This is a genomic window from Microbacterium sp. 8M (assembly GCF_902506375.1).
Lineage (GTDB): Bacteria > Actinomycetota > Actinomycetes > Actinomycetales > Microbacteriaceae > Microbacterium.
The window spans coordinates 1,766,099-1,786,694 of record NZ_LR733284.1 but is presented as its reverse complement, the minus strand read 5'-3'; the positions used below and the strand labels follow the sequence as shown (position 1 = coordinate 1,786,694).

17 protein-coding genes are annotated in these 20,596 nt (G+C 71.6%); 9 read left to right on the top strand and 8 right to left on the bottom strand.

Going from position 1 to position 20,596, the window contains the following annotated elements; all coding sequences use genetic code 11:
- Nucleotides 1–157: 157 nt before the first annotated feature.
- The 4 genes from AERO9AM_RS08460 to AERO9AM_RS08445 are packed head-to-tail and all read right to left on the bottom strand — an operon-like array spanning nt 158 to nt 5,079.
- Entirely contained in the window at nt 158–1,681 is a 1,524-nt protein-coding gene (locus AERO9AM_RS08460) for an ATP-binding cassette domain-containing protein (protein ID WP_159575743.1), read from the bottom strand.
- Nucleotides 1,678–2,490, bottom strand: coding sequence for an ABC transporter permease (locus AERO9AM_RS08455; RefSeq protein WP_159575742.1), 813 nt, complete (start codon nt 2,488–2,490; stop codon nt 1,678–1,680). Before AERO9AM_RS08455 ends, AERO9AM_RS08460 begins: the two co-directional genes overlap by 4 nt.
- Nucleotides 2,487–3,461: an ABC transporter permease gene (locus tag AERO9AM_RS08450; RefSeq protein ID WP_159575741.1), complete on the bottom strand. Its 975-nt coding sequence runs from the start codon at nt 3,459–3,461 to the stop codon at nt 2,487–2,489. The genes AERO9AM_RS08455 and AERO9AM_RS08450 overlap by 4 nt, the downstream gene beginning before the upstream one ends.
- Before the next feature lie 4 nt (nt 3,462–3,465).
- Nucleotides 3,466–5,079, bottom strand: coding sequence for an ABC transporter substrate-binding protein (locus AERO9AM_RS08445; protein ID WP_159575740.1), 1,614 nt, complete (start codon nt 5,077–5,079; stop codon nt 3,466–3,468).
- Between the two features lie 198 nt (nt 5,080–5,277).
- Between AERO9AM_RS08445 and AERO9AM_RS08440 the strand changes: the two genes are divergently transcribed.
- The 7 genes from AERO9AM_RS08440 (at nt 5,278) to AERO9AM_RS08410 (ending at nt 14,127) form a co-directional block, all read left to right on the top strand.
- A complete protein-coding gene (locus tag AERO9AM_RS08440) occupies nt 5,278–6,039 on the top strand; it encodes a DeoR/GlpR family DNA-binding transcription regulator (RefSeq protein ID WP_159575739.1) in 762 nt (253 codons plus the stop codon).
- Entirely contained in the window at nt 6,036–6,983 is a 948-nt protein-coding gene (gene pfkB, locus AERO9AM_RS08435; RefSeq protein WP_159575738.1) for a 1-phosphofructokinase, read from the top strand. The genes AERO9AM_RS08440 and pfkB overlap by 4 nt, the downstream gene beginning before the upstream one ends.
- Before the next feature lie 25 nt (nt 6,984–7,008).
- Nucleotides 7,009–9,090, top strand: a complete 2,082-nt coding sequence (locus AERO9AM_RS08430; RefSeq protein WP_159575737.1) for a PTS fructose transporter subunit IIABC — start codon at nt 7,009–7,011, stop codon at nt 9,088–9,090.
- 27 nt (nt 9,091–9,117) lie between these two features.
- Nucleotides 9,118–9,387 (top strand): HPr family phosphocarrier protein, encoded by a 270-nt coding sequence (locus AERO9AM_RS08425; protein ID WP_159575736.1) that lies wholly within the window; start codon nt 9,118–9,120, stop codon nt 9,385–9,387.
- Between the two features lies 1 nt (nt 9,388).
- Nucleotides 9,389–11,080, top strand: coding sequence for a phosphoenolpyruvate--protein phosphotransferase (gene ptsP / locus AERO9AM_RS08420; RefSeq protein ID WP_159575735.1), 1,692 nt, complete (start codon nt 9,389–9,391; stop codon nt 11,078–11,080).
- 183 nt (nt 11,081–11,263) lie between these two features.
- Entirely contained in the window at nt 11,264–13,867 is a 2,604-nt protein-coding gene (valS, locus tag AERO9AM_RS08415; RefSeq protein ID WP_159575734.1) for a valine--tRNA ligase, read from the top strand.
- On the top strand, nt 13,864–14,127 hold the full coding sequence (locus tag AERO9AM_RS08410; protein WP_442923255.1) for a hypothetical protein: 264 nt from the start codon (nt 13,864–13,866) through the stop codon (nt 14,125–14,127). The genes valS and AERO9AM_RS08410 overlap by 4 nt, the downstream gene beginning before the upstream one ends.
- A gap of 29 nt (nt 14,128–14,156) precedes the next feature.
- Here AERO9AM_RS08410 and AERO9AM_RS08405 read toward each other — a convergent pair whose 3' ends face one another.
- From AERO9AM_RS08405 to tdh, 4 genes are all read right to left on the bottom strand, one after another.
- On the bottom strand, nt 14,157–14,375 hold the full coding sequence (locus AERO9AM_RS08405) for a hypothetical protein (RefSeq protein WP_159575733.1): 219 nt from the start codon (nt 14,373–14,375) through the stop codon (nt 14,157–14,159).
- Entirely contained in the window at nt 14,372–15,028 is a 657-nt protein-coding gene (locus AERO9AM_RS08400; protein ID WP_159575732.1) for a winged helix-turn-helix domain-containing protein, read from the bottom strand. The genes AERO9AM_RS08405 and AERO9AM_RS08400 overlap by 4 nt, the downstream gene beginning before the upstream one ends.
- Before the next feature lie 156 nt (nt 15,029–15,184).
- Complete coding sequence (locus tag AERO9AM_RS08395; protein WP_159575731.1) at nt 15,185–16,363, bottom strand: glycine C-acetyltransferase; 1,179 nt, start codon at nt 16,361–16,363, stop codon at nt 15,185–15,187.
- An 8-nt stretch (nt 16,364–16,371) separates the two neighbouring features.
- Nucleotides 16,372–17,415 (bottom strand): L-threonine 3-dehydrogenase, encoded by a 1,044-nt coding sequence (tdh, locus tag AERO9AM_RS08390; protein ID WP_159575730.1) that lies wholly within the window; start codon nt 17,413–17,415, stop codon nt 16,372–16,374.
- A gap of 87 nt (nt 17,416–17,502) precedes the next feature.
- On the opposite strand from tdh, the gene AERO9AM_RS08385 reads away from it, so the two are divergent.
- Together AERO9AM_RS08385 and AERO9AM_RS08380 are read left to right on the top strand one after the other, a co-directional pair.
- Nucleotides 17,503–18,405: a LysR family transcriptional regulator gene (locus AERO9AM_RS08385; protein ID WP_159575729.1), complete on the top strand. Its 903-nt coding sequence runs from the start codon at nt 17,503–17,505 to the stop codon at nt 18,403–18,405.
- A 64-nt stretch (nt 18,406–18,469) separates the two neighbouring features.
- Nucleotides 18,470–20,521 carry a M3 family metallopeptidase gene (locus tag AERO9AM_RS08380; protein WP_159575728.1) on the top strand — a complete coding sequence of 684 codons (2,052 nt, stop codon included), beginning with the start codon at nt 18,470–18,472 and terminating at the stop codon, nt 20,519–20,521.
- The last annotated feature ends 75 nt before the right edge of the window (nt 20,522–20,596 follow it).

Here is a 20,596-nt window from a genome sequence, read left to right as displayed (position 1 = left end):
CGAGCTCAGGGGCCAGCCGTCGGTCGCTGAGCCTGTCGAAGCGTCCGACCACGGATCAGGGCCCTTCGACAAGCTCAGGGACCGAAGGGGCGCGGATCCGGTCCCTTCGACAAGCTCAGGGAACGGAGGCATGCCCCGCTCAGGGGGCGGGGTGCGTTCAGCCGGCGGACGCGGCGACCAGCTCCCGCGTGAACGGGTGCTGCGGGTCCCCGAGCACCGACGCGGTCGGTCCCTGCTCGACGATCGCGCCGTCCTGCATCACGAGGACGTCGTCGGCCACCGCCGCGACGACGGCGAGATCGTGCGAGACCAGCACCATCGTGAGCCCGCGGTCGTGCTGGAGCCGGTCCAGGAGCGCGAGGATCCGCATCCGCACCGTGGCGTCGAGGGCGGAGACCGGTTCGTCGAGCACCAGCACCTCGGGGTCCGCAGCGAGCGCGCGGGCGATCGCTGCGCGCTGGCGCTGACCGCCGGACAGCTCGGCCGGACGCCGCGCGGCGAGCGCCGGGTCGAGGTCGACCTCGCGCAGCAGCGCCGCCGCGCGCTCTCGGCGCCCGGCGCGGGGCACGCCGCCGGCCGCGAGCGCCTCACGCAGCGAGCGGCCGATCGTCCAGCGCGGATCGAAGGCGCCGAGGGGGTTCTGGTGCACCAACTGGATCCGGGGGCGGATGCCGCGCTCCCAGGAGACGGTTCCCGCGTCCGCCCGCTCGACTCCCAGAAGGATCCGCGCGAGCGTGGTCTTCCCGGACCCGGACTCCCCCACGACACCCAGGGTGCGCCCTCGCCTCAGCACGAACGACACGTCGCGCAGCACCGGCCGGTCGAAGCTCTTGTCCACGCCTGTGACGGTGGCGAGCACGGGCACGTCGCCGTCGCCCGCGACCCGGGGCTCCGGCACGGAGGCGCGCACGAGCTCGCGGGTGTAGTCGTCCTGTGGCGCGCTGAGCACCTCGGCCGCCGAGCCCTGCTCCACGACGCGGCCGTCCCGCAGCACGACGACCCGGTCGGCGATCCGGCGCACCGCGGCCATGTCATGGCTCACCAGCACGATCGCCGTGCCCGCATCCGCGATCCGGCGCAGCAGCGCGAGCACCCGGGCCTGCACCGTGGCGTCGAGCGCCGTGGTGGGCTCGTCGGCGATGAGCACCGCGGGACGGCCCGCGAGGGCGCTCGCGATCAGGGCGCGCTGGCGCAGACCGCCGGAGAGCTCATGGGGACGCTGCCGCGCCCGCCGCTGGGGATCCGGCATCGCGACATCGGCGAGCAGCTCCTGCACGCGCGCGCCGCGCTCAGCACGCGGGAGCGACTCGTGGATCTCCAGGGGCTCGGCGACCTCGGCGCCGATCCGGCGCAGCGGATCCAGGGACACCAGCGCATCCTGCGAGACGAGAGCGACCCGCGCGCCGCGCAGCGTCCGCCACGCGCCCTCGGACAGGGCCCGCGCATCGACGCCGTCCACCTCGAGCATCGCCGCGGACACCGACGCGCGGGCCGGGCTGAGTCCGAGCAGCGCCCGCACGGTGAGCGATTTACCCGCGCCCGACTCGCCGACGAGTGCAAGGCACTCCCCCGGCGCCACCGCGAGGGACACCCCGTCGACGAGGGTGCGACCGCCGATCGCGATGCGCAGCCCCTGCACGCGCAGCGCGGATCGGGCTCCCTCGGGCTCGGCCCCGCTCATGCCCGCCTCCCTTCCGCCCGGGCGCGCAGCGTGCGACCCAGGAAGGTCGCCGCGAGCACGGTGAGCGTGATCGCGGCCCCGGGGAACACGGCGATCCACCACGCCTGCCCGATCACGTTGCGGCCGCCGGCGAGCATGAGTCCCCACTCCGGCGTCGGCTCTGCCGGCCCGAGTCCGAGGAAGCTGAGCCCCGCCGCCGCGAGGATGCTGGATCCGAGACCGATCGTGGCGAGCACGCTGAGTGAGCCCAGCACCCCGGGCACGACGTGCCGCCGGAACGCCGTGAACGCGCCCACCCCGAGGATCCGCGCCGCCTCGACGTGCTCCGCGCGGCGCAGCACCTGCGTCTGGGCGCGCGCGAGCCGCACGTACACGGGGATCGCCGCGAGGGTGACGCCGATCGCGACGTTTCCCGTGCCGGGCCCCAGGATCGCCACCACCACCAGCGCCAGCAGGAACTCGGGGAACGCCATGAGCACGTCGTTGGCCCGCATGAGCACGGCGTCCACGGGCCGCGGGGCGACGCCCGCGAGCGATCCCACCAGCAGCCCCACGACCAGCGCGAGCGCCGTCGCCTGCACGCCGATGCCGAGCGACCGCGCGGCGCCGTACACCACGCGCGCATACACGTCGCGGCCGCTCTGATCGGTGCCGAACGGGCGCCCGGGTCCCGGCGGGAGGAGCGCGTCGCGGACGTGGGTCTGCACAGGGTCGGCGGGGGCGAGCAGGCCGGGCACCACGGCGGCCAGCACGACCGTCGCCAGCACGAGCAGCGCGAGCGCGAGCAGGATCCGGCGAAGGGCCGTCATGGGGCGTCCTCCGGCCGCGCCGGCGCCGGGGCGGCGCTCCGCCCACCCGTGACCCGCAGGCGCGGATCCAGGAACGGCGCGGCGAGCTCCACGAGCGTGTTCACGATGACGAAGACGAGAGCGCTGAACAGGATGATCCCGGTCACGACGGGCAGGTCGCGGCCGGTGATCGCCGCGAGGGTGACCCGTCCCAGCCCGGGTCGGGCGAAGACGGTCTCCACGAGCACGGCCCCGCCCAGCAGAGACCCGACGAGATACGCGCTCAGCGTCAGCGCTCCGATCGCGCCGTGACGGAGCGTGTGCCGGAGGGTGAGCCGCGCGTGGTCGGCGCCGCGGGCGCGGACGGTGAGCGCCCACGGCTGACGCTCGGCGGCCTCGACGCCGTCGCGGAGCACCTGTCCGAGCAGCGCGGCGACGGGCAGGGCGAGGGTCACCGCCGGCAGCACCAGGCTGGCGCCCGTGCGGGAGCCGGCGACGGGGAACCATCCCAGCCCGAACGCGAACACCGTGAGCAGCAGCAGCCCGATCCAGAACACCGGCGAGGACAGCACGATCAGCTCGCCCGTCGCAAGGATCCCCCGGGCGAGCGGACGCCGCGCGAGCAGCACACCGGCGAGCGCGAGCAGCACCGCCATGGCCAGCGCCAACGCCGTCAGCTGCAGCGTCGCGCCCAGCTGACGACCGATCACCTCACTCACCGGCATCCGGAGCTGATACGAGGTGCCCAGGTCGCCGCGCAGCAGATCCCCCAGCATCGAGAGGTACTGCTGCCACAGCGGGCGGTCGAGACCGAGGTCCGCTCGGATCCGGTCCTTCACCGCCTCGCTCACCTGCGCCTGCGGCCCGAGCATCACGCTCACCGGGTCGCCGGGCAGCACCCGGAAGGCCAGGAACGAAAGGGTCGCGGCCCCCCAGAGCACCAGCACGATCGACAGCGCGATGCCGCCGAGCCGGCGCAGCAGGGGCCGCATGCGACTACTTGACGCCGGTGCCGAAGAACAGCGGACGGCCGTAGATGTCGAAGCTCAGCCCGGCCACCTTCTCCCCCACCGCGGTGATCGCCGAGGTGACGTAGAGCGGAACGATCACGTCCTGCTCGGCGTTCCATTCCTGGATCTGCGCGTAGACCTTCGCCCGTGCTGCGGCATCGGTCGTCGCGATTCCGTCCTTGAGCAGCTGGTCGAGCTTCGGGTCGCTCACCGAGGAGGCGTTCTGGAAGCCGTCCGTGGCGAGGTGGCTGCGCAGCAGATCCGGATCCACGCCAGAGAAGTCCCAGTCGGTGATGTCGAACGTCTTCGGACCGTACTTCTGGTTGTAGGCGCCCGGCTCGAGCGTCTCGCGGGTGATCTCGAAGCCGACGGCCTTGAGGTCGGACTGGATCGCGTTCGCCAGCGCCGCATGGTCGTCGGAGACCGGGGTCCAGGCGATCCAGTTCGCGGTGAGGCGCTTGCCGTCCTTGGTGCGGATGCCGTCGGCGCCGCGCTGGGTCCAGCCGGCCTCGTCGAGCAGCTTGTTCGCGAGGTCCTTGTCGAAGGGCCAGCTCTTCTCCAGGCTCTTGTCGTAGCCGGGCGTGGTGGGTCCGAGGATGCTCCACGCGCGCGGGAACTGGCCGAAGAAGATCTTGTCGACCGCCGTGTCGACGTCGATCGCGCGGGTGAACGCCTCACGCACCTTCTGGTCGGCGAACACGCCGTTGCGCTCGTTCAGGAAGAGCGAGTACGGCAGGCCGGGCACCTGCACCGACTTCACGGTCGCGGATCCCTTGACCTGCGACACCAGGTTCGGCGGAAGCTGGGAGGCGAGATCGATCTCCCCCGACGTCACGGACCCGCTGCGCACCGAGGCCTCGGGCAGGATCTGCACGCGCAGCGTCTGGAACGCCGGCGCCTTCAGCCCCTCCGGCGCCCAGGCGTACTTCGCGTTGCGCGTGTAGACGATCTCCTGATCGGGCGTGTAGGACGAGATCTCGAACGGGCCGGTGCCCACTGTGACTCCCTTGCCGCCGGCGGCGAGATCCGCCGCGTGCTCCTTGAGCACCTTGGGCGCGTAGAAGCCGAGCTGCGCGGTGCTCGCGGCCTGCAGGAACGGGGCGTACGGCTGCGCGAACGTGACCTTGACGGTCGTCGGGTCGATGACCTCGGCGCCCTTGTACAGCTCGCCGCCGAGCATGCTCGCCGCCTGCGCCGACTTGGTCGCGGGATCGGCGATGCGGTCGAAGTTCGCCTTGACAGCCGCCGCGTCGAACTTCTCACCGTCGGTGAAGGTGACGTCATCGCGCAGATGGAACGTGTACGCGGTCCCGTCCTCGGAGACCTCCCACTTCTTCGCCAGCCACGGCACGAAGGATCCGTCGGGCTTCTGGAACACCAGCGAGTCGAGCACGGCGCGCTGCACCATCGCCGTGACGTCGAGCTGGCTGGTCTGCGGGTCCATCTTCCCCGCCGACAGCAGGCTGCCGTCGACGCCCCAGACGAGCTCGCCGCTTGCGTCGCCGGAACCGGAGGATCCGGAGCAGGCCGTGAGCGCGAGGGCGGCGGCCGCGGCGAGCGCGGCGAGGGGAAGGATTCGGCGCCGGAGCGGAGAAGGCATGGAGGTTCCTCGGAGTGCTGTGTGCAGGACAATCCAGGCTATCGGTTTGTGGACGGGGTGGATCTTTCACCTCCGCACCGCGGCATCGCCGCGTCCCACCGAAGGCCAATTTCTGTTTTTGTGTTGTTTCTTGTTGGATTGTGTGGGAAAGTAGCTCAACGCCCGAAGCGGGCGACCCGAGAACGGCAAGGGAGCCCGATGTACGCAGCGGAGCGGCAGCAGCGCATCCACGAACGTGCGCAACGGGATGGGCGCGTCGATGTGGCGGGCCTCGCAGAACTCCTGGACGTGACCACGGAGACCGTCCGCCGCGACCTCGCGGTCCTGGAGCAGCAGGGGCTGGTCCGCCGCGTACACGGCGGCGCACTGCCCGCCGAGAGGTCCGTGCCGGAACTCACCCTCACCGCGCGCATCGGCCAGTACGCGGACGCGAAGCTGCAGATCGCGACGCGCGCCCTGCAGGAGCTGCCGGACGGCGGCACCATCCTCCTCGACTCCGGATCCACCACCCTCGCGATCGCCGAGCTCATCCCCGCCGACGCACAGCTCACCGTGGTGACGAACAACGCGATCATCGCGGGAGCCCTCGCGGGGCAGAGCAACCTCACGCTGCTGTTGATCGGCGGCCGCGTGCGGACCGTCACCGGCGCCGCGGTCGGGCCGTGGGCCATCGGCGCCCTCTCCGACCTCGCCGTCGACGTCGCCTTCCTCGGCACGAACGGCTTCGACGCCGACCACGGCCTGTCGACCCCCGATCAGGACGAGGCCGCCGTGAAGCGCGCGATGCTCGACGCCGCGCGCACCCGGATCCTGGTCGCCGACTCCAGCAAGCTCGGCGCGGTGCACCTCCAGCGCTTCGCACGAGCCGACGACGTCCACACCATCATCACCGACGCCGCAGCGGACCCCGACTCCGTGGAGGCGCTGCGCGCCGCGGGGCCCAAGGTCGTGATCGCATGATCGTCACGCTCACCCCCAACCCGAGCATCGACCGCGCCGTCACCATCGACGCACTCTCCCGCGGCGCGGTGCAGCGGGCCACCTCCAGTCGCGTGGATCCGGGCGGCAAAGGACTCAACGTCTCGCGAGCGGTCGCCGCGATGGGCGGGGACACCCTCGCGGTGCTGCCCTCGGGCGGGCTCGAGGGCGGGATGCTCGAAGCGCTCTGCCGTGCGGCGTCCGTGCCGGTCGTCGTCGTGCCGATCGCGGGCAGCGTGCGCATGAACATCAGCGTGCTCGAGCCCGACGGCACCACCACGAAGATCAACGAGCCAGGGCCCGTGCTCGACGCCGCCGAAGTCGACGCGCTCATCGAGCACGCCCTGGCGAACGTCCCGGCCGGCGCCTGGCTCTCCGGCGGCGGCAGCCTTCCCCCCGGCGCGCCGACGGACTTCTACGGGCGGCTCGTCCGCGGCGCCCGCGAGCACGGCGTCCGCGTCGCGGTCGACACCTCCGGCGCTCCCCTCGCCCCGGCCGTCGACGCCAGGCCGGCCCTGATCAAGCCGAACCGCGAGGAGCTCGGGGAGCTGGTCGGCCGCGACCTGCCCACCATGGGCGCCGTGCTCGACGCGGCTCAGGCGCTTCAGCGCGGCGGCGTCGGCATGGTCGCGGTGAGCCTCGGCCGCGATGGCGCAGTGCTCGTCACGGGCGAGGGCGCCTGGCACGCGAACGCCGTCGCCTCCGAGGTCGTGTCGACCGTCGCCGCGGGCGACTGCATGCTCGCCGGGTTCTTGTCCGCGCTGAGCGCGGACCGCCCGGCCGCCGACGCGCTCGCCGAGGGCGTGCGCTGGGGAACCGCCGCCGTCGCCCTGCCCGGCAGCCAGGTGCCCACGCCGGCCGACCTTCGAGACATCCACGTGGCCGTCACCTCCGCCCCCGACCGCGAACTCGCCCTCGCGGACTGACCCTCCCCCCGGAAAGGAATTCCTCATGGCACTGATCAACGAAGAACAGGTCGTGCTCGACCTCACGGGCGACGACCGGCACGAGGCGACCGCTGCCCTCGCCGCGCGGCTCGTCGCCAGCGGCCGCTGCACCGACCTCGACCAGTTCCTGGCCGACGTCCGCGAGCGCGAATCGAAGATGGCGACCGGGCTTCCCGGCGGCATCGGGATCCCGCATGCCCGCAGCGCCGCCATCACGGAGCCGTCTCTGGTCTTCGGCCGCACGCTCGATGGGATCGACTGGGGCGCCAAGGACGGCCCGGCCCGGCTGGTCTTCCTCATCGCCGCGCCGGAGGCCGGCGGCGAGGCCCACATGCAGATGCTGCCGAAGCTCGCCCGCGCCCTGATGCGCTCGGAGTTCCGGGATGCACTGCTCTCCGCGAAGACGGAGGCCGAGGTGGTCGCGATCGTCGGCGAGCACGTGCAGCTCGACGAGGCGGCTGCCGCCCCGGCCGAGACCGCCGCCGCTTCCGCCGAGGTGGACGCGCCCTCCGCCTCCCCCGCACCGGCAGCCGCGACCGCCCGCCCGCTCAAGCTCGTCGGCGTCACCTCCTGCCCCACCGGCATCGCGCACACCTACATGGCTGCCGAAGCGCTGGAGCGAGCGGCGAAGGCGGCCGGCCACTCGATCAAGGTGGAGACCCAGGGCTCAGCCGGATCCACCCCGCTCACCCCCGCCGAGATCGCGGAGGCCGATGCGGTCGTGTTCGCGCATGACCTCGCGGTGAAGGATGTCGGGCGCTTCGCCGGCAAGCCCACCGTCGACGTTCCGGTGAAGAAGGCGATCTCCGACGGCCCGGAGCTCATCGAGCGGGCCGAGGCTCTTGCGGCCGAATGGGCCGCCGACCCGACCAAGGCCGCCGCCGCAGCCGCAGCCGGCCCTGCGGGCGGCCTCACCACGAAGGTGGAGGCCGACGCCAACCTCGGCACGAAGATCCGCCAGTGGCTGATGACGGGCGTGTCGTACATGATCCCGTTCGTCGCAGCGGGCGGGATCCTCATCGCGCTCTCGTTCATGGTCGCGCAGATCGCCGTCGGCGAGTCCGGCGCGCTCAAGGTCGTGAAGTACAACCTCACGGCCCCGGACGCGACCAACATCGCCCAGCACTTCGATCCGCTGAGCCTGATGTCGTGGGGCGGCCTGCTGTTCGTGATGGGAGCCGCCTCGTTCGGATTCCTCGTCCCGATCCTCTCCGGCTTCATCGCCTTCGCCATCGCGGACCGGCCCGGACTCGTCCCCGGAATCGTCGCCGGTGCGATCGCCGCCACCATGAACGCCGGCTTCCTCGGCGGACTCGTCACCGGCTTCCTCGCCGGCTTCGTCGCCCGCTGGATCTCGCGCTGGCGCGTGCACAAGGGCGTCCGCGGTGTCATGCCGGTGGTCGTGATCCCCCTTCTGTCGACCCTGATCACGGCGGGGCTGTTCATCACGATCCTCGGCCGGCCGATCGTCTGGCTGATGACGCAGCTCAACGGCTGGCTGAACGGGATGACCGGCGCGGGCGCGCTCGTGCTCGGCATCGTCCTCGGCGCGATGATGGGCTTCGACCTCGGCGGTCCCGTCAACAAGACGGCGTACGCGTTCGCGACGACGGGCCTCGCCGCCGCGGGCGCGGCGACCGACGCCCCGCAGCTCAAGATCATGGCCGCGGTCATGGCCGCCGGCATGGTCGCCCCGCTCGCGATGGCGCTCTCCACGGCCGTGCGACCCAAGCTCTTCACGGAGCCGGAGCGGGAGAACGGCAAGGCGGCCTGGCTGCTCGGGCTGTCCTTCATCTCGGAGGGCGCGATCCCGTTCGCCGCCGCCGACCCGATCCGGGTGATCGCGTCGTCCGTCATCGGATCCGCCGTGACCGGCGGCCTGTGCATGGTGTTCGGCGTCACCCTGCGTGCGCCGCACGGCGGCATCTGGGTGCTCCCGCTGATCGGCGCGCCCCTGCTGTTCTTGCTCGCGCTCATCGTCGGGGTCGTGGTGATGGCGCTCATCATCACCGTGTTGAAGACTGTGTCGCAGAACAAGCGCGTCGAGCAGATCGAGGCGTCGGCCGCCGAGTCCGTCGCCGTCTGAACCACCATCCATTCGAAGGAGAACATCATGGCCACTCGCACCGTCACCATCGCCTCGTCCGTCGGCCTGCACGCCCGTCCCGCCTCGCTGTTCGTCGAGGCGGCCGCGGATTCCGGGCTCGACGTGGAGATCGGCCGTCCCGGTGAGGACGCCGTCGATGCGACCAGCATCCTCGGGGTCATCGCCCTCGGCGCGAAGCACGGCGAGGAGGTCGTCCTGACCGCCGACGGCCCCGATGCGGACGCGGTGCTCGATCGCCTCGTGACGCTGCTGTCCACCGACCTGGACGCGCAGTGAGATGACGACCGCAACCCCCGGCGAGGTCCGACAGGGGATCGGCGTCAGCCCGGGAACGGCGTACGGGCCGGTGGTGCAGGTCGCGCCGCCAGTCCGCCCGCCGCAGAACGAGCCGTCCGCCGCCGATGCCGAGCAGGCCGCAGCAGACGTCGCCCAGGCCTTCGCCGACGTCGCGGCGGCCCTCGACGCCAAGGCGGAGCACGTCGTGGACACCGCCCAGGCGATCCTGAAGGCGACCGCGATGATGGCGCGCGACAAGTCGCTGCTCAAGGCGGCCCAGGCCGGCGTGCGTGCCGGCGTCGGGCCCGCGACCGCGATCGCCGCGGCCGTCGAGGAATTCGTGGTGAAGTTCGAGGCGCTCGGCGGCTACTTCGCCGAGCGCGTCGCCGACCTCCGCGACGTCGGCTCCCGCGCCGTCGCCGCCGTCCTCGGCGTGCCGGCGCCTGGGGTCCCCGACTTCACCGAGCCGAGCATCGTCGTGGCCGAGGACCTGGCGCCCGCGGAGACCGCCACGCTGGATCGGGCGCTCGTCGCCGGCATCGTCACGAGAGCGGGCGGACGCACGAGCCACACCGCGATCCTGGCGGCGCAGATGGGGATCCCGGCCGTGGTGCAGCTCGCCGGTGCCACGGAGATCGCCCCTGGCACGTTCATCGCCGTGGACGGCGACACCGGCGAGGTCGTGGTCGCGCCGGATCCGGCCCTCGTCGAGGAGCAGCGGATCCGCCGCGAGCGGCGGGCGGCAGCGCTGGCGGGGTCGTCCGGTCCGGGCCGGACCAGGGACGGCCTCGGGATCGCCCTGCTCGCCAACATCGGCGGCGTCGAGGATGCCGAGCTCGCGGGCGCGCAGGACCTCGAGGGCGTCGGCCTGTTCCGCACCGAGTTCGTGTTCCTGTCGGCCGAGACCGCACCCACGGTGGCCGAGCAGACCGAGATCTACCGGCGTGTGTTCGAGCCGTTCGGCGGGCGCCGCGTCGTCGTGCGCACACTCGACGCCGGGGCGGACAAGGCGCTGAAGTTCGCCGATCTCGGCCCGGAGGAGAACCCCGCACTCGGACGGCGGGGTCTGCGCCTCTCGGCGGAGCGTCCCGACCTGCTCGACGCCCAGCTGGAGGCGCTCGCGGCCGCCGCGAAGCAGACCGGCGCAGACGTGCGGGTCATGGCGCCCATGGTCGCGACCGTCGAGGAGGCCGCATGGTTCGCGCGGCGCGTATACGAGAACGGCCTGCCCAAGGCGGGCGTGATGATCGAGATCCCCGCGGCGGCCCTGCGCGCGTCGCACGTGCTCGGCGCCGTCGACTTCGGCAGCCTCGGCACCAACGACCTCGCGCAGTACACGATGGCGGCGGACCGGATGCAGGGTGAGCTCGCGGATCTGCTCGACCCCTGGCAGCCGGCGGTGCTCGACGTGATCGCTGCCGCGGCCGCCGGCGCCCGCGCCGCCGGAAAGCCGATCGGCGTGTGCGGTGAGTCGGCCGGCGACCCGCTGCTGGCGCTCGTGCTCGTCGGCCTCGGCGTCACCAGCCTGTCGATGGCACCGGGCAAGGTCCCGGCCGTCCGGGTGGCGCTCGCCGCTCACACCCAGCTCGACTGCCAGCGGCTCGCCGCGGCGGCGCGGGAGGCGGCTACGGCGGTCGAGGCCCGCGACGCGGTGCGCGCGGCCGCATCCCCCGAGCTGCTCGCGATCCTCTGAGGCGCGGCAGAAGAGCCCGACCAGCGCAGGGGCCGGAGACCGATCTCCGGCCCCTTTCCCGCGTGCATCGATGCCCGGCCGTCCGCTGCGCGCCGGCCGCTCCGGACCGCGCGAGTAGACTCGGAGCACCACCTACACTCAGGCACGCTCACACGGTGCCGCACACATCGCACGAGGAGATCCATGTCGTCGTTGAACGCCATCCCCGACAAGCCCGCACTGGAAGGCCTCGAAGCGAAGTGGGGTGAGCGCTGGTCGGCGGACGGCACCTTCCTGTTCGACCGGATCCGCGCGGCGCAGACGGGTCGCGACGGCGTCTACTCGATCGACACTCCGCCGCCCACCGCGAGCGGCAGCCTCCACATCGGCCACGTGTTCAGCTACACCCACACCGACATCAAGGCGCGGTTCGAGCGGATGCGCGGCAAGAACGTGTTCTACCCGATGGGCTGGGATGACAACGGTCTGCCCACGGAGCGCCGGGTGCAGAACTACTACGGCGTGCGCTGCGATCCCTCGCTCCCCTACGACCCCGACTTCACTCCGCCCTTCGAGGGCGGCGACAACAAGTCGTCCCGTGCCGCCGACCAGCAGCCGATCAGCCGCCGCAACTTCATCGAGCTCTGCGAGAAGCTCACCGTCGAGGACGAGAAGCAGTTCGAGGCGCTGTTCCGCCAGCTCGGGCTGAGCGTCGACTGGACCCAGACCTACCGCACCATCTCCGACGACTCGATCCGGCAGAGCCAGCTGGCGTTCCTGCGCAACCTCGAGCGCGGCGAGGCCTACCAGTCGCTCGCGCCGACGCTGTGGGACGTGGACTTCCGCTCCGCGATCGCCCAGGCCGAGCTCGAGGACCGCGACCAGCAGGCCTCCTACCACACCATCGACTTCCCGTTCGCGGACGGATCCGGTCACATCACGATCGAGACCACGCGACCCGAGCTGCTGCCCGCGTGCGTGGCGATCGTCACCCACCCGGAGGGCCCGCACAAGCACCTCATCGGCACGAAGGTGCGCACGCCGTTCTTCGGCGCCGACATCGAGATCCACGGGCACCACCTCGCGCAGCCCGACAAGGGCACCGGCGCCGCCATGGTCTGCACCTTCGGCGACGTCACCGACATCGTCTGGTGGCGCGAGCTGCGCACGACCGACGGCCGCGACCTGCCGAACATGACCACGATCGGCCTCGACGGCCGCTTCCTGCCGGACGCTCCGGCCTCCGTGGCCGATGCGGATGCCGCCGCATGGTACGTGGAGAACATGGCGGGCAAGACGGTGTTCTCCGCCCGCAAGGCGCTCGTGGAGAAGCTGCAGGAGACCGGCGCCATGACCGCCGTCGGCAAGCCGTTCAACCACGCCGTGAAGTTCTTCGAGAAGGGCGACCGCCCGCTCGAGATCGTGTCCACCCGCCAGTGGTACATCCGCAACGGCGCCCGCGACACCGCCCTGCGCGACCAGCTGCTCGCCAACGGCGCGGAGCTGAAGTGGCACCCCGAGTTCATGCGCGTCCGCTACGAGAACTGGGTCGGCGGCCTCACCGGCGACTGGCTGGTCTCCCGGCAGCGCTTCTTCGGCGTGCCGATCCCGCTCTGGTACGCCCTCGACGAGAACGGCGAGCGCGACTACGACCGCGTGCTCACTCCCGATCTGGCCAGCCTGCCGATCGATCCCACCACCGACGTCCCGCCCGGCTACACCGCCGAGCAGCGTGGCGTGCCCGGGGGCTTCGACGCCGAGGCGGACATCCTCGACACCTGGGCGACCTCGTCGCTCACCCCGCAGCTGGCCGGCGGCTGGGAGCGCGACGCCGAGCTGTGGGATCTGGTCTCGCCGATGGACCTGCGCCCGCAGGGTCAGGACATCATCCGCACCTGGCTGTTCTCCACCATGCTGCGCTCGACTCTCGAGGACGGGCGCACGCCGTGGCGCAACGCCGCCATCAGCGGCTTCATCGTCGACCCCGACCGCAAGAAGATGTCGAAGTCGAAGGGGAACGTGGTCACTCCCGCCGACATCCTCGACGCGCACGGATCCGATGCCGTGCGGTACTGGTCGGCTTCCAGCCGTCTCGGCGCAGACGCGGCGTTCGACCCGCAGAACCCCACGCAGGTGAAGATCGGCCGGCGCCTCGCGATCAAGATCCTCAACGCGGCCAAGTTCGTGCTCTCCTTCCCCGTGCCCGAGGGCGCCGAGATCACCCACGCCCTGGATGCGTCCATGCTCGCCACGCTCGACGAGGTGGTGCGCGACGCGACCGTGGCGTTCGAGAACTACGACCAGGCGCGTGCACTGGAGATCACCGAGGCGTTCTTCTGGACCTTCTGCGACGACTACCTGGAGCTCGTCAAGGAGCGCGCCTACGACCGCACGAACGTCGGACAGGCCTCCGCCGCACTCGCCCTGCGTCTCGCGCTGTCCACGCTGCTGCGCCTGCTCGCGCCGATCGTGTCCTTCGCGACCGAGGAGGCGTGGAGCTGGTTCGAGGAGGGCTCGGTGCACACGGCGGCGTGGCCGGAGCCGCGCGGCGGCGAGGGAGACCCCGCGATCCTGGCGACCGCGAGCAAGGCCCTGATCGGCATCCGCCGTGCCAAGACGGAGGCCAAGGCGTCGCAGAAGACCCCGGTGTCCTCGGCGACGATCGCCGCGCCCGTCGCCGACATCGCAGCCCTGCAGGCAGCGGCCGACGATCTGCGCGCCGTGGGACGCATCGCCGAGCTCGCGTTCGTCGAGGCGGATGACCTCGCCGTCACCGCGATCGAGCTCGCGCCGACCGTGGAGGCATGATGCAGCTCGGCACGCGCTGGGCCGCCGGATCCGAGCCGCCGGCTTCGGTGCCCGCGGCTCTGCGCCCCGCGATCGCGGAGGCCGAGGCGCGCAGTGTGGAGAACGGCACGCTGAGCCTGCAGACCGGAGTGCTGAACCTGCCCCGCGGCACGTGGACCCTCACCTGGCTGGAGGGCCGGCCCATCGCCGAGCTCGACACCGGGTGGGAGGTGCTGCGCACCGCATCCGGCGAAGTGATCGTCCGCCCGTTCCAGGACTGATCTCGCGTCGGCTTCGACCGGGCAGGCCGTCAGCGCGAGCGCGATCCGATCATCTGCAGCGCGTGCTCGAGCAGGTACGGGTCCGACCGCCGCGACTGCTGCTCGCGCAGCAGGTCGAGGGCGAGCGCCCGGCGCTCGGCGCGGCGCTCGATCCGCCGACCGACCCGGGTGGTGATCGCGTCGGCGAGGCGAAGTACCGTCCGCTCGACGAAGGTGGGCGCAGCGACCTGCAGCGCGGCGGCGGTCATGACGGCTCCTCGGTCTCGATGGTGCGGCGGGCGGCGGCGCCTTCGGGGCGGCCGTCGGGAAGATCGAACAGGTCTGCGCGGACGGTGACCCGGCGCACCCCGGGACCGGTCTGCCCCCGGTAGCGCTGCACGGCCGCCTCGATGACGGCGTCGATCTGCTGCGCCAGCTCCTGCAGCTGCGGCGCGGTCATGTCGAGCATCGTCGTCAGGTGATGTGCTGCGTCGCGCCACTCCTGCGGCACCTCCGACTGCGGGCGGTGCAGGTGATCCATGAGGCGCTGGTGCCGGTTGCGGAAGAACTCGTCCTCGACGATCTGCGCAGCCGCTCTGCCCGAAGGCGTCATCTCGTCGTTGGGTCCGGAGAAGGACATCCGGCCCCGAGGACGCTCCCACCAGCGCTCGCGCGCGGTACCGCGGCCCGCGACCTCGCGGATGAGATCGCGTGCGGCGAGCGCGCGCAGGTGATAGCTGGTGACGCCCGAGCTCTCCCCGATCAGCGCGGCGAGCGAGCTCGCGGTCTGCGGCCCGCGTTCGGCGAGCAGGTCCAGGATCCGCACGCGCAGCGGATGTGCGAGCGCCTTCAGCGCGCTCGCGTCGAGCGTGCGCGTCTCATCTTTCGCGGCTTCCCGGACGGGGTTCTCGTTCGAGGTCATGATGCAAAGATATCTTTGCAAGCGAATCTTTGCAACAATCTCTTTGCAACATCGCGGTGGCCCTCGGCTCCCGCTCGTCGATGAGAGCGCAGAGCAAGCGCCCCTCCGATCGCCGGCGCCGTGGGACGCGATCGGAGGGGCGCGGTGAACAGACGATCAGGCGGCCGCGGCCCGTGCCGCGACGAACGCGGCGACGCAGCGCTCCACCTGCTCGGCGGTGTGCGCCGCCGACAGCTGCACCCGGATGCGTGCCAGCCCCCGCGGCACCACGGGGAAGCTGAACGCCGTCACGTAGACGCCCTGCTTCTGCATCTCCGCCGCGATCCGGGCGGTGAGTGCCGCGTCGCCGAACATGACCGGCACGATCGGGTGCTCGCCCGGGAGCAGCTCGAAGCCCTCCTCGGTCATGCGGCGGCGGAACAGCGCCGCGTTCTCCTGCAGCTGCGCGCGCAGGGATCCGGATCCCTCGACGAGGTCCAGAGCCTGCAGCGTGCCCGCCACGATCGACGGGGCGAGCGTGTTCGAGAAGAGGTACGGGCGTGCCCGCTGACGCAGCAGCGCCACGATGTCGCGGTGGCCCGCGACATAGCCGCCGCTCGCGCCGCCCAGGGCCTTGCCGAACGTGCCGGTGTAGATGTCGACGCGCCCCTCGACACCGCAGAGCTCCGGCGTGCCGCGGCCGTGCTCGCCGATGAAGCCGACCGCGTGCGAGTCGTCCACGAAGACGAGGGCGTCGTAGCGCTCGGCGAGATCGCAGATGTCCGCGAGCGGCGCGATGTACCCGTCCATCGAGAACACGCCGTCGGTCACGATGACACGGAACCGTGCGTCCGCCGCGGCCTGGAGCTGCTCCTCCAGATCCGCCATGTCGCGGTTGCCGTAGCGCAGCCGGCGCGCCTTGGAGAGCCGGATCCCATCGATGATGGACGCGTGGTTCAGCTCGTCGGAGATGATCGCGTCCTCCGCCGTGAACAGCGTCTCGAACACGCCGCCGTTCGCATCGAAACACGATGAGAACAGGATCGCGTCGTCCGTGCCCAGGAAGGCCGAGAGCCGACGCTCGAGCTCGAAGTGCTGCTCCTGGGTGCCGCAGATGAACCGCACGCTGGCGAGGCCGTAGCCCCACTCGTCGAGGGCTCCCTTCGCCGCCTCGACCAGGCGGGGGTCGTCGGCCAGGCCCAGGTAGTTGTTCGCGCAGAAGTTCAGCACCTCGGCGCCGTCGGCGACGATCTCCGTGCGCTGGGGGCCGCGGATCCCCCGCTCGTGCTTGGTGAGACCCGCCTGCTCGATCCCCGCGAGCTCGTCGGCCAGGTGCTGCTGGAATGCTCCGTACATCGTGTCTCCTACAGTTCGGTCCAGTCGAGGATGATCTTGCCCGTGCCCGCAGAGGCCGCAGCGGCGAACCCCTTCTCCCAGTCGCGGGCGGGCAGCACCTCGGCGATGATGCGGGTGATCGACTCGCGCAGCACGGTGCTCGTCTGCAGCATCGCCCCCATCGCGTTCCAGGTCTCGAACATCTCGCGCCCGTAGATGCCCTTCACGGTGAGCATGTGCGTGACGATCTTGCCCCAGTCGACGCTGAAAGGCCCGGTCGGCAGGCCGAGCATCGCGATCCGCCCGCCGTGGTTCATGTTGTCGATCATCGCGGGCAGGGCGCTGGGCGCCCCGCTCATCTCGAAGCCGATGTCGAAGCCCTCGCGCATGCCGAGCGCGCGCTGCGCATCGCGGATGTCCTCCCGCGAGACGTCCACGACCGCGTCGGCGCCCATCTGCCGGGCGAGCTCCAGGCGGGGCGCGCTCACATCGGTCGCGGTGATGAAGCGCGCGCCGACGTGGCGGGCGATCGCGATGGCCATGAGCCCGATCGGCCCGCAGCCGGTGACCAGGACGTCCTCGCCGACCAGCGGGAACGCCAGTGCGGTGTGCACGGCGTTGCCGAGCGGGTCGAAGATCGCCCCGAGCTCCGGCGTCACGCCGGCGTGGTGCACCCACACGTTGGTGGCCGGCAGCGTCAGGTACTCGGCGAATGCGCCGTCGCGCTGCACGCCGAGACCGATCGTGCGGATGCACATCTGACGGCGGCCGGCACGGCAGTTGCGGCACATGCCGCAGACGATGTGTCCTTCCCCGGAGACCCGATCGCCGACGGCGATGTCGTGCACGAGCGGACCGATCTCGACCACCTCGCCGTAGAACTCGTGTCCCGGGGTCAGCGGCGTCTTCACCGCGGAGGCGGCCCAGTCGTCCCAGCGCTGGATGTGCAGGTCGGTTCCGCAGATGCCGGTGCGCAGCACACGGATGACCACCTCATCGGGTCCGGCCACGGGATCCGGCCGGTCGACGAGCTCGAGGCCCGCGTGCGGGCCGTCCTTGTAGAGAGCCTTCATGCTTCGATCCCACCGCGAACGACACTGTAGATCAATCCTGACTGTCTGGAGAGATCTTTAAGCATCACTACATGCTTGAATAGCCATATGCAGTTGCAGCAGCTCCAGATCCTGCGCGAGCTCGGCGCGCTCGGCAGCGTGACCGCGGTCGCGGAGGCGCTGCGCGTCACGCCTTCCGCGGTGTCGCAGCAGCTCGCCGCGCTGCAGCGCGGCGTGCGCGCGCCGCTGACCCGGAAACAGGGGCGCACGCTGGTGCTGACGCCCGCCGGCGAAGCCCTCGCCGAAGCCGGCGCCGCCGCGCTCGATGCCATGGCGGCGGCTCGCTCCGCCGTGGACGAGTTCGAGGCGGCCGGGGGCGGCGTCGTCACGATCAGCGGCTTCCTCAGCGCGGCACAGGCGCTGTTCGGGCCCCTGATCCGCGAGCTCGGCTCCGGCCCCGACGTCCCCGCGATCCGGTTCACCGACGAGGACGTCGCGCAGAGCGACTTCCCCGCCCTGACGGCCCGCTACGACCTCGTGCTCGCGCATCGCATGGAGCACAGCCCGCCGTGGCCGAAGACCGGCATCCGCGTTCTCACGCTCGCGACCGAGCCGCTGGACGTGGCCCTCGCTCCGGAGCACCCGCTCGCCCAGCGCACGTCGCTGCGCCCCGCGGACGTGGTCGGCGAGCGCTGGGTGACCAGCCGCGCCGGCTACTCCCCCGACGACGTTCTGCGCACGATCTCCGCCATCACGAACCGCCCGGCGGACATCGTGCACCGGATCAACGACTACGGCGTCGCCGCGTCGGTGATCGCGACCGGCGACGTGATCGGCGTGCTGCCCCGCTACACGTCGCCAGGAACCGACGCCGTCGTCCGGCGCCCGCTGCAGTACGTCAGCACCAACCGGATGATCGACGTCCTCGCCCGCCCGGAGAACCTGCGGCGCCGATCCGTCCGTCTGGCCGCCGATGCGCTCGCGCGGGTGATGGCCCGGCTCGCCGGATGACGACGCGGCGCCGGATCCGCCTGGTCTCCTCTCCCGGATCGGGCCCGTCTCCTAGGCTCGGAGCATGACGGTCGAGACGAACCCCCTCCTCACGCCCTCCGCGCTTCCGTATGCGCTGCCCGACTACGGCCGCATCCGCGCGGAGCACTATCTGCCCGCGTTCCGGCAGGGTTTCGAGGAGCAGCTGGCGGAGATCCGCCGGATCACGATGGCGCGCTCGATGCCCACGTTCGAGAACACGATGGAGCCTCTGGAACGCAGCGGCGAACTGCTGCAGCGGGTGTCGCACGCGTTCTACACGGTGAGCTCGGCGGATGCCACCGCCGAGATCCAGGCCATCGACGAGGAGCTCGCGCCGCTCATGGCCGCCCACCAGGACGCGATCCTGCTGAACGCGGCGCTGTACTGGCGGATCTCCCAGCTGCAGGCGCAGCAGGACGATCTGCCTCTGGATCCGGAGCAGCACCGCCTCATCGAGCGCTGGCATCGCGAGATGACCCTCGCCGGCGCGGCGCTCGACGACGAGGCGAAGGCCCGGCTCACCGAGCTCAACCAGCGTCTCTCCGCGCTCAGTGCGACGTTCGAGAAGAATCTGCTCGCCGACACGAACGAACTGGCCGTCGTGTTCGACGACGCCGCGGAGCTGGACGGGCTGAGCTCGGGCGAGCTGTCCGCCGCGGCACGTGCCGCCGCCGACCGCGGCCTCGAGGGCGGCTATCTCATCACGCTGCCGTTGTTCACCGGTCATCCCGTCCTGGCCGTGCTGACGAACCGCGAGAGCCGCCGGCGCATCATGGAGGCGTCGCGTTCCCGCGGCGCGCGCGGCGGGAGTCACGACAATCGCGCCGTCCTCACCGAGATCGTCGCGCTCCGCGCCCAGCGCGCCGCCCTGCTGGGCTACCCTACGCACGCGGCCGCCGTGACGGCCGATGAGACGGCCGGCACGCCCCAGGCCGTGGAGCGCATGCTGCGCGACCTCGCCGCGCCCGCCGCGCGCAACGCGGCTGCGGAGCGCGCGGCGTTGCAGCAGCTCATCGACGACACCGAGGCCGAGCCGTTCCCGCTCGAAGCGCACGACTGGGCGTTCTACACGGAGAAGCTCCGCGCCGCGCGCTACGACCTCGACACCGCGGCCCTGCGTGCCTGGTTCGAGGCGGAGCGCGTGCTGCAGGACGGCGTGTTCGCCGCGGCCGGCCGCCTGTACGGCCTGTCCTTCGCGGAGCGCCGCGATCTGCCCGTCTACCACCCCGGTGCGCGCGTCTTCGAGGTCTTCCAGGAGGACGGATCGCCCCTGGGCCTGTACGTGCTCGATCTCTACACGCGCGACAGCAAGCGCGGCGGCGCCTGGATGAACGAGATCGTGAGCCAGTCCGCACTGCGCGGCACGCTGCCGGTCGTGGCGAACAATCTGAACGTCGCGCGGCCCGCCGACGGCGAGCCGACCCTGCTGACATTGGATGAGGTCAACACGCTGTTCCATGAGTTCGGGCACGCACTGCACGGCCTGTTCTCGGACGTGACGTATCCGCACTTCGCCGGCACGAACGTCTTCCGCGATTTCGTGGAGTTCCCCAGTCAGGTCAACGAGATGTGGATGCTCTGGCCCGAGATCGTGAGCGCCTACGCCCGCCATCACGAGACCGGCGAGCCGCTCCCCGACGACGTGATCGCACGCCTGCAAGCGACGGAGACCTTCAACCAGGGCTTCGCGACCAGCGAGTACCTCGCCGCCGCGTGGTTGGACCAGGCTCTCCATTCGCTGGCAGCCGGCGAGACCGTCGACGACGTCGCCGCGTTCGAAGCCGCGGCCCTCGCCGCCATCGGGCTGGACGACCCCGCCGTGCCCACGCGCTACTCCTCGGCGTACTTCGCGCACATCTTCTCCGGCGGCTACAGCGCGGGCTACTACTCCTACATCTGGAGCGAGGTGCTCGACGCCGACACCGTGGAGTGGTTCCGTGAGAACGGCGGACTCACGCGCGCCAACGGCGAGCGCTTCCGGCGCCGGCTGCTCGGCGTAGGCGGTTCCCGGGACCCGCTCGAGGCGTACCGCGACTTCCGCGGCCGTGACGCCGAGATCGGTCCGCTGCTGACGAGGCGCGGGCTGGACCGCTGACGGGAAACGGCGGCTCCGCACGGGCGGGACACACGCGTTTGCGTTCGAGAGCGCTCGAACCCCTACTGTCGCGTT

Bases quoted from the DNA above. Each gene is read 5' to 3' on its own strand.
- AERO9AM_RS08460 (WP_159575743.1), bottom strand. From the start codon at position 1,681: ATGAGCGGGGCCGAGCCCGAGGGAGCCCGATCCGCGCTGCGCGTGCAG.
- AERO9AM_RS08455 (WP_159575742.1), bottom strand. From the start codon at position 2,490: ATGACGGCCCTTCGCCGGATCCTGCTCGCGCTCGCGCTGCTCGTGCTG.
- AERO9AM_RS08450 (WP_159575741.1), bottom strand. From the start codon at position 3,461: ATGCGGCCCCTGCTGCGCCGGCTCGGCGGCATCGCGCTGTCGATCGTG.
- AERO9AM_RS08445 (WP_159575740.1), bottom strand. From the start codon at position 5,079: ATGCCTTCTCCGCTCCGGCGCCGAATCCTTCCCCTCGCCGCGCTCGCC.
- AERO9AM_RS08440 (WP_159575739.1), top strand. From the start codon at position 5,278: ATGTACGCAGCGGAGCGGCAGCAGCGCATCCACGAACGTGCGCAACGG.
- pfkB (WP_159575738.1), top strand. From the start codon at position 6,036: ATGATCGTCACGCTCACCCCCAACCCGAGCATCGACCGCGCCGTCACC.
- AERO9AM_RS08430 (WP_159575737.1), top strand. From the start codon at position 7,009: ATGGCACTGATCAACGAAGAACAGGTCGTGCTCGACCTCACGGGCGAC.
- AERO9AM_RS08425 (WP_159575736.1), top strand. From the start codon at position 9,118: ATGGCCACTCGCACCGTCACCATCGCCTCGTCCGTCGGCCTGCACGCC.
- ptsP (WP_159575735.1), top strand. From the start codon at position 9,389: ATGACGACCGCAACCCCCGGCGAGGTCCGACAGGGGATCGGCGTCAGC.
- valS (WP_159575734.1), top strand. From the start codon at position 11,264: ATGTCGTCGTTGAACGCCATCCCCGACAAGCCCGCACTGGAAGGCCTC.
- AERO9AM_RS08410 (WP_442923255.1), top strand. From the start codon at position 13,864: ATGATGCAGCTCGGCACGCGCTGGGCCGCCGGATCCGAGCCGCCGGCT.
- AERO9AM_RS08405 (WP_159575733.1), bottom strand. From the start codon at position 14,375: ATGACCGCCGCCGCGCTGCAGGTCGCTGCGCCCACCTTCGTCGAGCGG.
- AERO9AM_RS08400 (WP_159575732.1), bottom strand. From the start codon at position 15,028: ATGACCTCGAACGAGAACCCCGTCCGGGAAGCCGCGAAAGATGAGACG.
- AERO9AM_RS08395 (WP_159575731.1), bottom strand. From the start codon at position 16,363: ATGTACGGAGCATTCCAGCAGCACCTGGCCGACGAGCTCGCGGGGATC.
- tdh (WP_159575730.1), bottom strand. From the start codon at position 17,415: ATGAAGGCTCTCTACAAGGACGGCCCGCACGCGGGCCTCGAGCTCGTC.
- AERO9AM_RS08385 (WP_159575729.1), top strand. From the start codon at position 17,503: ATGCAGTTGCAGCAGCTCCAGATCCTGCGCGAGCTCGGCGCGCTCGGC.
- AERO9AM_RS08380 (WP_159575728.1), top strand. From the start codon at position 18,470: ATGACGGTCGAGACGAACCCCCTCCTCACGCCCTCCGCGCTTCCGTAT.